Origin of the sequence: Streptomyces sp. NPDC001381 (assembly GCF_042895685.1) — a bacterium.
GTDB lineage: Bacteria > Actinomycetota > Actinomycetes > Streptomycetales > Streptomycetaceae > Streptomyces.
On the sequence record NZ_JBIAWO010000004.1, the window covers coordinates 588,590 to 599,972 of the forward strand.

The window sequence follows — 11,383 nt, forward strand, 5'->3', positions numbered from 1 at the left end:
TCGTGGCTCGACGGATCACTTGACGCGACCCTCGTCGAGAGGGTGAGCGAGCGTGCGCAGCGTAGTCTCATCACGTCCGCATTGAGGCCGGTACTTACACAAGGGTTCTCACTCGACCTCGAGTCTGCAGAGGGCGCCGAGGAGGAAGTCAAGTTCACCGCACAGTCTCTGGATCTCCTGGCTTGGGATGCGCTTATGGAGGACCCAAAGAGTGTTGAAGCCCGAAAACTTTGCGGCCAAGCTTTTGCTATCGCGCGCACACAGGTCGATACTGGTCCGTCAGAAGAATCCCGGATGTTCCTCCTCCGAACCGCCTGCCTTGGCTGGCTATCGGATGAAACACCGCTTGCCGCTCGACTCCTTTCCGAGATGGAACTTCCGCGGGCTATTCCAGATGATGCCGACTGGGAAGAGCGAGTAGTTAATGGGCTAGTAGATGTCTGGTTGCTCCTGCTGCGTAAACGCGGCTGGGGTGATCTTGACGCGCTGAGTTCTGTGATTTCCGCACTTCGGCGCGACCAAGAACAGTTCGAAGGTGCTTTCCTGGAGGCGGAGGGCCAAGATGCAAGGCCCGCTGCTTGGGAGCTGGTTTGCTATTACCACATTATTCGCGCAGGCGAGCTAATTGCCGAGTTCCTCGAAACGGGATCGGTGCTGACAGATGTTCGGGCAGAGCGCAGATTTGATGTCCGGGAAAGGGTAGAAACGCACTGCGATCGCGCCCTTGATGCGGCAATTAACTCAGGCAACGTCGATCTAGAAGAGCTAGTCCGACTGCTCTCGGTGACTGGAAGTCAAATCATCGACAACAGCTTGTGGACAGTTTCTAGGGCAGTGAGCCCTGAGGTCACAAAATTTGTTGAACATCTGGTCTCTCGCGGTGCAGAGAGGCCGCTATTCGAGGCGCTACCGCCGCAGCGTGCCGCTCTGGCAGAGGAAGGCCTAATCCATTCCTCGTTCCGCAGTGTGGTTGTAAGCCTGCCAACTAGCGCTGGCAAGACGTTGATTGCTCAGTTCCGTATCCTGCAAGCGCTAAGCACTTACCGGCAGCAGGGTGGATGGGTAGCATACGTTGCACCAAACCGCGCCCTGGTTAACCAGGTGACGCGACGCTTGCGCCGAGATATGGGCGCATTGAATCTGAACGTTGAACGCGTCAGTCCCGCTCTTGAAGTTGATGGTCTTGAGGCCGAGATGCTGCACGATCGCGGCGAGTCTCGGTTTGACGTCCTAGTCTCAACTCCGGAGAAGCTGGATTTGCTGCTCCGATCGGGTTGGCAAGACGAAATTGGGCGGCCACTGTGCCTAGTTGTAGTTGACGAGGCGCATAACATCGCGGACCCCAAGCGGGGAATCAAGCTGGAACTCTTGCTCGCTAGCGTCAACCGCGAAGCGCGTGACGCAGCTTTCCTGCTTCTCACGCCGTTTATCGATAATGGCGAGACGGTCGCGAAATGGCTTGATAGCACAAGCCAGAAGGCCGTTAAAATGTCGCTCGACTGGACACCTAACGACAGAGTGATTGCTCTAGCTCGTCATCAGGCTGGATCAAGAGGAAGTTACAGCATCGCACTCGATACTCTTGTGACCTCCAAGAATACATTGAGCATAAATGCGAGTCTGCCTATCGGCGGGAACCGCCCCTTGGGGTTCTCTAGCTCGGCCGCGAAGGCGCAGGGAAAGCTTGCTGCTGCTACTGCTTCAGTTCTGGCGCCGCGTGGGCAGACCATTACACTGGCACAGAGGCCCGACTTCGCATGGACCATTGCCCAACAGATTAGTGAGGGGCGGACCGATCTTGCCGAGCCTAGCGAGGACCTCCAGGCCGCTGCCAGGATCGTTGGTGAAGAATTTGGCACTAAATTCCCACTAGTTGCTCTGCTGAAGCGCGGGGTCGGAGTCCATCATGCAGGCCTACCAGATGAAGTCCGGGTAGTAACCGAGTATTTGATGGAGTCAGGCGACCTTGAGCATCTGGTGTCGACGACGACTATTGCCCAAGGCGTCAATTTTCCTGTCGCCAACGTGGTGATGGCCTCCCATCAGTTCCCGTACGGTGAAGACATGCCAGCACAGGACTTCTGGAACCTGGCCGGCCGGGCTGGAAGAGTAGAACAAGGGCAAGTCGGATTGGTTGTCCTCGCTGCCTCAGATGCCGACAAGGCTCAGAAGTTGCGATCATTCGTTGATCGCAAGGTATCAGACCTAAACTCCACGCTGATCGAAATGGTGCGAACTGCCATTTCGCAGTATGGGGAACTGAACTTGCATCAACTGTCTTACCAGCCCACTTGGTCGTCGTTCGTCCAGTTCTTGGCCCACACGTACCGCCAAATCGGAGACCATGCAGAGTTCGCCAATGAAGTCGAGCAGATCCTCCGAGGGACCCTCGGATTCCAGGATTTGCGAAGCAAGGCGCCGTCTTGGGCTGCTGAACTGACGCGTAGTGTTCGGGAATACTCCGAAAGAATCACGGGTAAACCTCTCAGCTTGGTAGACAGTACAGGCTTTTCTTGGGAGAGCGTATCGAGCGCGCTGCGCCGCCTCAGCGATGCACGAATTAGTGAGCATGTTTGGGAAGAGCCCCTTTATACGGGCAGCCCTCGAACCCTCGCTGGATTGGTGGGCATCATGCTGGAAGTCCCGGAATTGCGAGACAACTTGATTCCGGTGATTGAGGATCATCAGGAGCGGTCGGGCGACTTCATCTCGCGCGTTATCCAAGACTGGGTTAACGGTGCTTCGATCCCCGCTCTTGCCGCTGAATATTTCAAGCGAGATCGGGATACCGATCTGGCAGCGATCACCAAGTGTTGTCAACGTCTGTTTAGCAAGATGGCTCCCACAGTCGCCTGGGGACTTTCGGCTCTACAGTCGATGACCATAAGCGAAGATTTTCAACATATGGATGAGTCACGGAAGAGGGAGTTGCGTAACCTTCCTTCGTATGCTTTCTATGGCGTCGCTAACGAGCGGGAAATTTCAATGCGGCTCCTTGGCGTTCCGCGATCTGCTGCCCCGAAGATGGCCAACGCCATCTTCGGGCAAGGCGGTGCGTCAACCCGCGACGCTCGATCACTTTTGGTATCCGGCGGCGAGGAAGTCTGGCGTTCGACTCTTGGCGCTTCAGGGACTGCCTATTATCGCGTGTGGAGAATCCTGGACGGAGTCAATTAGGGCCAGTCTGAGTGCAGCCCGTAGCGCTAGATACGTCCGCTGGCTCCTGCATTCTGCTGGCAATGAGCTGGTGCGCGCTGCCGTCAAGGCGAGCTTGAGCGCGCTCGGAGTGCTCGCGCTGTACTGGTGCATTTAGCACTACTGAGCCGTGCCAGGAGTGTGCTGGTCTGGTCTGTAGCGGCACAGCCTGTACCGCTCGTCAGCAACCCACCACTCACCCCAGCTCCCATCCCGTACGCCGTCGACCCACACTCCGTGGAGCGGGCGTGGTCCATGGCGTCCAGGTGGAGCGCGCCACTGTACGAACGACCTGGACGCCATGGGCCGCGTCTGCTCGGCTTTGCCTGGGTCGGCGGTGTGCGGGATGGGAGCTCCCCACGCTCGCCACTACGGACCCGCAGACGGGAACAGCGCCCCCTCCATCCCGGTGCTGGCCGATCCCCCGCCGGAGGCATCGTTCTGACCGTGGCTACTCCTGGCGGCACTCGCCTTGTGGTCTTCGGCTCGCTGCTATGCGCGCGGCACGGACACCGGCTGGGCTGGAGCGGGGCGGAGACAGGAGCGCAGGCCCGGCCGGGGGCCGGGCCGCGCGCGGGGAGCGGAGCGAGCCGCCTTGAACCCGTGAAGAAGGTTGTTACTCAGTCGGCGCTTGGGGCGGCTGTGATGCTCCGGGACTGTGCTGCGGCTCGTCGAAGGGCTTCGGCCACCTCGTCGGCTGCATCGGCGGACAAGTGGATCTCTTGGGTCCACAGAATCGAGAGCCTGATGTCGCCGCTCAGCAGGTTGGTGGCAACGTCGACCTCGGTGCCGTTGCCGGTGAGGTCCTGCACGTTGAGTTCCGGATCGCTGCCGTAGGCGCTCATTGGTTCAGGCTCCACAGTGGAGCCGCGTACTGATCCGGTTGGCTGCTGATGAGTAGTCGGCGCAGCTCATCGCGTTGTGAGCCGTCGAGGTTCAGGACCTCGGTGAGGTGGCGGAACGTCGTGTGCGTGACTCCGCGGGCCCGTGCCTCCGTCGCGAACCGGTCGAGTTGGGCAAGGACCGAATCGGCGTCGAGCTTCGTCGGCCGTTGTTCCTTGAGCCAGAGGGCCTTGTTGCGCTCGTAGTCGATTTCGGAGAAGCCGCAGACCTCGCGGCTCAGTGCCTCCACCTCGTTCAGGGTGGCGGTCGACATGATGGCGCGGGCCAACTCGTTGCGGCCCAGGGCCTCGTCCAGGTCGACCTCATGGACTATCGGGCTCTCGTCGGTGAGGGGGATGGGAAGGCTGGCGTCTCGGACCTCGCATGTGCCGCGTACGCCTCGGGCCGTTGCTGCGAGCATGCCCGTTGCCTCGGAGGGGTGCCATTCCAGGACGGCGCTGATCGGCCCCGTGTCCTTCGCCGTGAAGGTGTGGATCAGCGGGCCGAGCAGGCCTCGCAGGTCCTCGTGTGACAGCTCGCCGTCCAGACCTGGGCCTGCGACCAACAGGCGGATGGATGCGTTGACTTGTCCGCACGCTGCCAGGGTCAGAGAGTCGGCCAGTGGGCTCTTCAGCGTCGGCTCGTCGCCTCGGGCCAACACGTCGCCGCCGACGTCTAGGAGATCAATGGAGGTCGGCTTGAGGTGGGTGATCAGCTCTTCAACCTGGCGCGTGACCCCCGCAGCGCCGTGCTCCGGGTTGATCAGCGCGAAGGTGTGCGGGAGCTCTGCCGCGAGTCGGGGGAGTGTGGACCCTGCCGGTGCGATCGAGCGGGCTTCCGCCGGCACCTTCCAGACTGCCGGGGTGAGCGGTTCGAGGCCGGTGAAGTCGTCGGCTCCTCGGGGGCCCGGTACCGGGTCGATCAGCAAGCGGTCCCACGAGTACGTGAGGATCACCGCCTGGTCCTCGTCGCCGTACAAGGCGGCGTCAAGCATTGCGGCGGCGACTGCGTCGCCCCCTCCTCCTGCTGCGACGATCAACCGCGTCATGGGCCCAAGACTACGGGGTAGGCCATTGACCACTCACCCTATAGTGGCTAGAGGCTATAGCCACTTGGACGAGGAGGGGACATGCCTCAGATCGAGGAGACGCAGCCGAAGTATCTCCAGATCGCTCACTTCATCCGCGATCAGATCCTGCGGGGTGATCTTCGGCCGGGGGACGAGGTGCCTTCGGAGCGGCAGTTGGCGGCGGACTGGAAGGTATCCCGCCCGACTGCGGCGCGGTCGTTGGAGGCGCTGAGTCATCAGGGGCTCGTCGAGAAGCGGCAGGGGTCCGGCACGTACGTGCGGAGTCTCGAAGTGAATCGGAGGGCGCGGGAGTTGTACGGGCGGGCTCGGCAGACCGGGAAGATTTACACGCCGGGTGAGTACGCCGTGATCACGTCGGCCGGGTGGCTGGATGCGCCGGATCACGTTGCTGAGGCGTTGGGCCTGGTGAAGGACCGGCGGGCCGTGCATCGCCGGCGGGTGACCAACAACCAGGACGGGCCGATCACGCTGTCTACCTCGTGGTTCGCGCCGGAGATCGGGCAGCGGGCGCCCAAGCTTCTGGAGCCTGAGCGGATCCAAGAGGGCACCCTGATGTACGTCGAGAACATGACCGGGCGGCAGGGGAGTTACGCCGAAGACCGCATGTGTGCTCGGCAGGCGACCGACGAGGAGGCGGCCGATCTCCAGCTTGAGGCGGGGTCTGCGGTGCTGATCGTGCATCACGTCGTCTTCGACCTCCAGGACCGGCCGTTGGAGTTCGCCGAAGCCACCTACCCGCCGCAGCGCTGGGCGTTCGAGCAGGGGTATCCGCTCACCTGATGAGTCGTCACTTCGGGGAACTGCTTGCGCATCGCGAGTGGCTAATGCCACTATCCAGTAAGTGGCTAAGGCCACTTGATCGGAAGGGGGCACGGGGTGACGAGTCAGCGGCCGGATCAGGGAGTGCACTTACCTTGCCGGGGTTGCCGGGGGCGCGGCTGGAAGCGTGTCGGTTCGCGTACGTCCTTGGCGCTGGCCGCCGCCGCTGACCGCACCCATGCCACATCGAAGCGGCGCTGTCTCGACTGTGATGGCAGCGGCAAGGAGTGAGCGCGAATGGTGGCTTACACGATCGACCGCTACCCCTCTGAGGACTCACCGCGGCTCGGAGCGATGACCTTGCATCCGACTCCTGAGTCCGTACCTCGGGCGCGGCGCTGGTTCCGCAAGTTCATCACTCCGTACGACCCGGCCTGTTCGGTCGAGGACTGCGTGCTGATGATCTCGGAGCTGGTGACCAATGCGATCCGCTACGGGCAGGCTGATGACCCGTGGGTCGTGAGGGTGGAGTGGTTCCGGGAGAAGACTTCGCTCCGGGTCGAGGTGCACAACCCCGGCTTCCCCGCGAACGTGCGGTTGCGGAAGCCGGATGCCAACGACGCGCACGGACGCGGTCTGCTGCTCGTCGACTCCATTGCCGAGTCGTGGCACTCGGGGCCCAGTCGGTTCGGCGGCACGCTGGTTTCCTTCGTGGTCGCCGATGCCTGGCCGGAGTGAGGGCAATACTCTCCGTTGGTACTGCGCCGGCGGATTGGTCGTTAGTCTGGTTGACCAGTTGACTTGGCCAATCTCGACAGGCGGCGGCGTTCATGGCGTATGAAGTGGAGGCACCGAAGTACGTACGCCTCGCCCAGACGATTCAGCAGCGCATCGAGGACGGGACGTACGCGCCCGGTACCCGCGTGCCCAGTGAGAATCAGCTGGTGCAGGCTTTCGGGATGTCCCGCCCGACCGTCGTCCGGGCGCTGGAACTGCTGAAGCGTGACGGTTGGCTGGAGTCCCGGCAGGGGTTCGGCACCATCGTGCGCGGGCGTCCGGCCGTCGTCGAGCACAAGGACCGCCGGGGGAGCGAGGCACTCGCACGTGACGAGTCGCAGGCGCCGGGGCGCGTGGTCGAGGTTGGTCATGTGTCGGTTCCGGCGCGGGTCGCGTCCGTGCTCGGTTTGTCGAAGCGGGCGAAGGTTCTCGTGCGTCGATTCCTGGTCGAGGAGGACGGGGAACCTGCTGAGCTGGTCTCGTCGTACTTCCCCGCCGGCCTGGTCGAGGGCACCGAGCTGGAGAGTGCCGATCCTTTGAGCGGTGGCACTCGTGCACACCTTGAGGCACGCAAGAAGGTCCGGTTCGATCACGTGACGGAGCGGGTTTCGGCTCGACTGCCTGAGCGCGGTGAGGCTGAGCTGCTGGAGTTGCCGGACGGCGTACCCGTTCTCAGTGTCCTGGTCGTCGCGCGCGACGCGTCGGGCCAAGCGTTGCAGGTGTCTGACGTGCTGCTTCCTGCTGATCGGCAAGAGCTGGAAGATACCTATCGCCTGAGCTGACAGCTCTATGCGCGCTGCGGTCTCGTGGCCAGGCGGTAGATCAGGTACGTGAGGGCCAGGATGAAGTCGGCGGCCACCCAGAACCCGACGACGAGACCCACCCCGATCGTGGTTCCGATGTCGCCGGCGTCCTGGCACACCTTCAGGCTGTCGCCGGTCAGTCCATTGCAGGAGTCGGGGTTGTCGTCGTTGCTTGCGATGCCCGTGATCACCCAGATCAAGAACAAGATCTGGACGCCCAGGAAGAACCACAAGAAGACGTGACGGCGCTTCTTCGGTCGAGGTGGATGCGCCCCATCCGCGGCGTGGTCGCTTACTGGTGGGCCTTGAGGTGGTGTCGGCCAGGCATCCGGCGTCGGCGCGGCTCCTTGCGGGTTCCGAGGGCCCCATGGCTGCGGTTCTTGAGCGCGGTGTCGTCTGCCCATGTCGCGCCCTCCTCCGTGCTGGTCGCTCCATGGTGCGCTTGCCTGGTTGGTTGCGCTCGGTGGAGCAAATCCAAGTCACTTGACAAGTCAACCTGGCATCTCTAACTTCAAACTTGCTAAGTCAACTTGTCAGGTGGCGAGTTGATCGACTCAGAAGGAGAAATCTCTGTGCGCGTGATCCGCGTTGACGCCTCGACCGCGACGATCCTGCTCACCGAAGCGCCGGCGCCGAAGGTGCGCGACCGGCAGACCGGTGAGATCGCGAAGGACACCGTGAGCGGTGAGGCGCTGATGACCATCGGCGTCGTCTACATCGACGAGGGCGAGTCGTCGCTGATCCAGGTCACCATCCCCGAGAGCGGAGTGACGGACGGCCTGACCGTCGGGGCCCCGGTCTCGCTGCCGGGACTCGTCGCCCGGCCGTGGCAGAGCGTGTTCAACGGACGCGAGCGGCACGGCATCGCCTACCGCGCCACGGCCGTCATGCCCGGCGCGTTCCAGCTGGCTCAGGCGGGCTGATCGGCGTGACCGACCTGGTGACGTTGGCCGAGCTGGGCGGACCGCTCGCTGCGATAGGCGGCGCGGTCTACGCCCGGCACGCCCACCCGGCGGCGTACTGGTCCACGGTTGGGCTGCCGCTCTCGGTGGCCCGGCTGCTGGCCTCGTACTCCTCGACCATGGACGCGTGCGGGCTCACCGTCGAGCCGTCCCGGTGGCGGGCCCTGGCCGTCCGGGCCACTACTCGGCGGGAGGTTCGGCCGGTTCCCCCGCGTCGCGGAGTGATCCGGCCCAACTCGACCGGTTTCCGGGTACGGCTGCGACTCGCCCCCGGGCAGGAACCGGCGGACGTCGCCGCCTCGGCTGAACGGCTGCGGCACGCCTGGGGCGTTCACGCTGTGTACGTGCGGGACGTGAAGCCCGGTGTCGTCGAACTCCGGCTCGTCGGCTACGACGTCTTACGCAAGGTGCGCATGCCGCGTCGTGTCGACAGCGGGCTTCTGCGGGTGCCGGTGGCCCTGCGGGAGGACGCGACCGCGTTCGTCCGCGACTACCGCGCCGTACCGCATGAACTCGTCCTGGGCGCCACGCTGTCCGGCAAGTCCATGTACCTGCGACATGTCATCTCCGGCCTCGCGGCACAACCCGTCGCCCTGGTCGGAATCGACTGCAAGCGTGGTGTCGAGCTGGCGCCGTTCGCCTCACGGCTCTCCGCGCTGGCGACCGACCCCGGTGAAGCGGCCGAGCTGCTGCCGGTGCTGGTCAAGGAAATGGAGGACCGATACGACCTGATCAAGGCCCGGCAGGGCATCGCCCCCGGCATCCCGGACGAGGAGATCACCTCAGACGTCTGGGGCCTGCCTGAGGACGAACGCCCGGCTCCCATCGTGCTGTTCGTCGACGAGGTGGCGGAACTCTTCCTCGTCGCCACCCGCAAGGACGAGGAACGGCGGGACGAGATGGTCACTCACCTCATCCGCCTCGCCCAGCTCGGCCGCGCGGCCGGAATCTACCTGGAGGTGTGCGGGCAGCGCTTCGGCGCTGAACTCGGCAAGGGCGCGACCATGCTCCGTGCCCAGCTGACCGGCCGAGTCTGCCACCGGGTCAACGATGAAGCCTCCGCCAAGATGGCGCTCGGCGACATCGCGCCCGAAGCGGTCTACGCGGCCTGCTCCATCGCCCCTGAGCTGCCTGGCCTCGCTGTCGTCGGCGACACCTCCGGCGGCTGGTCCCGCATCCGCACCCCGTACCTGTCCCTCGCCGATGCTGCGGCCGTCTGCCGCGACTCGGCTCACTTCGCCCCGGACGTTCCGGCGCTCGCGCCCTTCCGGCCGTACGTCCAGCCCGCGCCCTTGGCGGCCTCCGGGACGGCGACGTCTCCCCGCCCGGTCACCGAGTAGCCCCACCCCGAACCACCGGCCGGCGCGGCCGTCCCGCGTCACGTCCCTACCCCGCCATGCCTGGAATCGGAAGGAGTGGCGCCGTGAGCTCTCTGCCCGTTCGCCTCGACGCCGTACTCGTCCAAGCCCTGATCGCCGCCGCACTGTCCTTCGCCCACCTTCACGACCTGGCCGCCGCTGCCGGACAGGACGGCTGGAAGGCGTGGGCCTATCCGGTCTCCGTCGACCTGCTGTTGGTGGCGGCCTGGCGGCGACTGCGCTCCGGTGGGTCGAAAGCGGCCGGGTGGTGCTGGTTCCTCGTCGCGCTGACCGCGTCGCTCGGCGCGAACGTCGCCACGGCCGGCCTGCTCGACCTGGACGCCGTACCGGCCTGGCTGCGCATCCTCGTCGCCGGATGGCCCGCGGTCGCCTTCCTCGGCGGCACGCTCCTTGCACACAGCTCGACCGATGCGCCCGAGACCGTCTCGGTGACGGTGCCTGAACCGCCCGCCGTAGAAGCGGCCTCCGAACCGCCCCCGCCGTCCGTCACCCCCGTCCCGCCCGCCCTCGTCGCCCACGCCCGCAAGGTCGCCGACGACCACCGCGCCCGGACCGGAACCCCCATCGACACCCCGACCCTTCGCGCCCGGCTCGGAGTCCCGCTGCCGCTCGCCGAAGCGATCGCCGCCCAACTCGCCTGAACTCAGGAGCACTTCCGCACATGCGCCCTTCCACGCTCCGCGCGCTGAACCGTGCCGCCGAGCTGACCCGTCAGAACCGCCTCACCGAAGCAATGCTCATCGCCGAGCCCGTGATCCTCACCGCCGACGAGTACGAGGGCGACGAGATCAAGCGGTGGCTGATCGACCACGTCGCCGATTTCACCGGCGAGAACCACGACGAACCGAAGGAGCTGCCCTGATGCCCGCCAACCGCCGCTTCCGCCGTGTCATCCGTATCGGCCCCGTCCAGGTCGGCACGTACTACGACGGCCGGGGCCGCGAGAAGCATGCCGCCGTCTGTACGGCTCCGCGCTGCGGCTTCTCCGCCGACTACGACAGCCGCACCGCCGCCGAGCTGGCCGCCCGCACCCACCGCTGCCGCGTCCGCTGAGGAGAACGCCATGACCGTCTCGCTCCCGCTCGTCTTCGTCCTCGGCGTCATCGCCTGGGCCGCGATCAAGTTCCTCGGCGTCCGCATCTGGGTCGCCGTCGTCATCGCGCTGTTCGGCTTCTGGCTCTCGCACACCTTCCTCGCCCCGGCCATCGAGACCGGCACGCGCACCGGAGTCGGCGTCGTCAACGGCGACAACAAATGACAAGGAGGACCGCCGTGTTGTTCCGCCCGCAGCTCCCCGAAGCTCCGCACCTGCCCACGTCCACCATCACCACACAGCACCAGGTACAAGCTCCGATGCCGTCCGCCGGCCGTCCGCTCACCCCCTACATGGGCGCGGTCGCCGCCGTGGTCGTCGTCGGCATCGTCCTCACCGCGCTCCTGGCGGCCGTCGCCGTCACGGCCGTGTCCGTGGCCGTCGCCGCCGTGGCCCTGCGCTCCCTCGTCAGCAGCGCCAACAGACGCTGACCGGCCGCCGGG

At 64.9% G+C, this 11,383-nt stretch carries 14 protein-coding genes; 11 read left to right on the plus strand and 3 right to left on the minus strand.

The genetic code is table 11. The features are described 5' to 3' along the window. Nucleotides 1-42: 42 nt before the first annotated feature. Nucleotides 43-3,177 carry a DEAD/DEAH box helicase gene (locus ACFY2L_RS21280; RefSeq protein WP_390823059.1) on the plus strand — a complete coding sequence of 1,045 codons (3,135 nt, stop codon included), beginning with the start codon at nucleotides 43-45 and terminating at the stop codon, nucleotides 3,175-3,177. A 638-nt stretch (nucleotides 3,178-3,815) separates the two neighbouring features. Here the strand turns inward: ACFY2L_RS21280 and ACFY2L_RS21285 are convergent. After that, the gene (locus ACFY2L_RS21285) at nucleotides 3,816-4,040 is read right to left on the minus strand and encodes a hypothetical protein (protein WP_390659210.1); all 225 of its coding nucleotides are present in this window, start codon (nucleotides 4,038-4,040) and stop codon (nucleotides 3,816-3,818) included. Beyond that, nucleotides 4,037-5,125, minus strand: a complete 1,089-nt coding sequence (locus ACFY2L_RS21290; RefSeq protein WP_390823060.1) for a DUF1152 domain-containing protein — start codon at nucleotides 5,123-5,125, stop codon at nucleotides 4,037-4,039. Before ACFY2L_RS21290 ends, ACFY2L_RS21285 begins: the two co-directional genes overlap by 4 nt. An 81-nt stretch (nucleotides 5,126-5,206) precedes the next feature. On the opposite strand from ACFY2L_RS21290, the gene ACFY2L_RS21295 reads away from it, so the two are divergent. The 3 genes from ACFY2L_RS21295 to ACFY2L_RS21305 all read left to right on the plus strand — a co-directional run bounded on the left by ACFY2L_RS21295 (nucleotide 5,207) and on the right by ACFY2L_RS21305 (nucleotide 7,485). Continuing rightward, complete coding sequence (locus ACFY2L_RS21295) at nucleotides 5,207-5,947, plus strand: GntR family transcriptional regulator (protein WP_055633151.1); 741 nt, start codon at nucleotides 5,207-5,209, stop codon at nucleotides 5,945-5,947. A gap of 279 nt (nucleotides 5,948-6,226) precedes the next feature. After that, a complete protein-coding gene (locus ACFY2L_RS21300; RefSeq protein ID WP_055633154.1) occupies nucleotides 6,227-6,664 on the plus strand; it encodes an ATP-binding protein in 438 nt (145 codons plus the stop codon). Nucleotides 6,665-6,756: 92 nt separating this feature from the next. Then, complete coding sequence (locus tag ACFY2L_RS21305) at nucleotides 6,757-7,485, plus strand: GntR family transcriptional regulator (protein ID WP_390823061.1); 729 nt, start codon at nucleotides 6,757-6,759, stop codon at nucleotides 7,483-7,485. A 5-nt stretch (nucleotides 7,486-7,490) separates the two neighbouring features. Here the strand turns inward: ACFY2L_RS21305 and ACFY2L_RS21310 are convergent, their stop codons facing one another. Next, complete coding sequence (locus ACFY2L_RS21310; protein ID WP_390823063.1) at nucleotides 7,491-7,706, minus strand: hypothetical protein; 216 nt, start codon at nucleotides 7,704-7,706, stop codon at nucleotides 7,491-7,493. Between the two features lie 372 nt (nucleotides 7,707-8,078). Between ACFY2L_RS21310 and ACFY2L_RS21315 the strand changes: the two genes are divergently transcribed. The 7 genes from ACFY2L_RS21315 to ACFY2L_RS21345 are packed head-to-tail and all read left to right on the plus strand — an operon-like array spanning nucleotide 8,079 to nucleotide 11,371. Further along, a complete protein-coding gene (locus tag ACFY2L_RS21315) occupies nucleotides 8,079-8,429 on the plus strand; it encodes a hypothetical protein (RefSeq protein WP_390659214.1) in 351 nt (116 codons plus the stop codon). A 5-nt stretch (nucleotides 8,430-8,434) separates the two neighbouring features. Continuing rightward, a complete protein-coding gene (locus ACFY2L_RS21320; protein ID WP_390659215.1) occupies nucleotides 8,435-9,808 on the plus strand; it encodes an FtsK/SpoIIIE domain-containing protein in 1,374 nt (457 codons plus the stop codon). A gap of 56 nt (nucleotides 9,809-9,864) precedes the next feature. Further along, nucleotides 9,865-10,488 (plus strand): DUF2637 domain-containing protein, encoded by a 624-nt coding sequence (locus ACFY2L_RS21325; protein WP_390823065.1) that lies wholly within the window; start codon nucleotides 9,865-9,867, stop codon nucleotides 10,486-10,488. A gap of 20 nt (nucleotides 10,489-10,508) precedes the next feature. Next, the gene (locus ACFY2L_RS21330) at nucleotides 10,509-10,709 is read left to right on the plus strand and encodes a hypothetical protein (protein WP_390659218.1); all 201 of its coding nucleotides are present in this window, start codon (nucleotides 10,509-10,511) and stop codon (nucleotides 10,707-10,709) included. After that, on the plus strand, nucleotides 10,709-10,900 hold the full coding sequence (locus ACFY2L_RS21335; RefSeq protein ID WP_390659219.1) for a mobile element transfer protein: 192 nt from the start codon (nucleotides 10,709-10,711) through the stop codon (nucleotides 10,898-10,900). Before ACFY2L_RS21330 ends, ACFY2L_RS21335 begins: the two co-directional genes overlap by 1 nt. Before the next feature lie 10 nt (nucleotides 10,901-10,910). Next, complete coding sequence (locus tag ACFY2L_RS21340) at nucleotides 10,911-11,105, plus strand: hypothetical protein (RefSeq protein ID WP_055638779.1); 195 nt, start codon at nucleotides 10,911-10,913, stop codon at nucleotides 11,103-11,105. Between the two features lie 17 nt (nucleotides 11,106-11,122). Next, the gene (locus tag ACFY2L_RS21345) at nucleotides 11,123-11,371 is read left to right on the plus strand and encodes a SpdD protein (protein WP_390823203.1); all 249 of its coding nucleotides are present in this window, start codon (nucleotides 11,123-11,125) and stop codon (nucleotides 11,369-11,371) included. The last annotated feature ends 12 nt before the right edge of the window (nucleotides 11,372-11,383 follow it).

What these genes read in the sequence shown, in the direction of transcription:
- ACFY2L_RS21285 (WP_390659210.1), bottom strand. Translation starts at nt 4,040, where the DNA reads ATGAGCGCCTACGGCAGCGATCCGGAACTCAACGTGCAGGACCTCACC.
- ACFY2L_RS21290 (WP_390823060.1), bottom strand. Translation starts at nt 5,125, where the DNA reads ATGACGCGGTTGATCGTCGCAGCAGGAGGAGGGGGCGACGCAGTCGCC.
- ACFY2L_RS21295 (WP_055633151.1), top strand. Translation starts at nt 5,207, where the DNA reads ATGCCTCAGATCGAGGAGACGCAGCCGAAGTATCTCCAGATCGCTCAC.
- ACFY2L_RS21305 (WP_390823061.1), top strand. Translation starts at nt 6,757, where the DNA reads ATGGCGTATGAAGTGGAGGCACCGAAGTACGTACGCCTCGCCCAGACG.
- ACFY2L_RS21325 (WP_390823065.1), top strand. Translation starts at nt 9,865, where the DNA reads ATGCCTGGAATCGGAAGGAGTGGCGCCGTGAGCTCTCTGCCCGTTCGC.
- ACFY2L_RS21330 (WP_390659218.1), top strand. Translation starts at nt 10,509, where the DNA reads ATGCGCCCTTCCACGCTCCGCGCGCTGAACCGTGCCGCCGAGCTGACC.
- ACFY2L_RS21335 (WP_390659219.1), top strand. Translation starts at nt 10,709, where the DNA reads ATGCCCGCCAACCGCCGCTTCCGCCGTGTCATCCGTATCGGCCCCGTC.
- ACFY2L_RS21340 (WP_055638779.1), top strand. Translation starts at nt 10,911, where the DNA reads ATGACCGTCTCGCTCCCGCTCGTCTTCGTCCTCGGCGTCATCGCCTGG.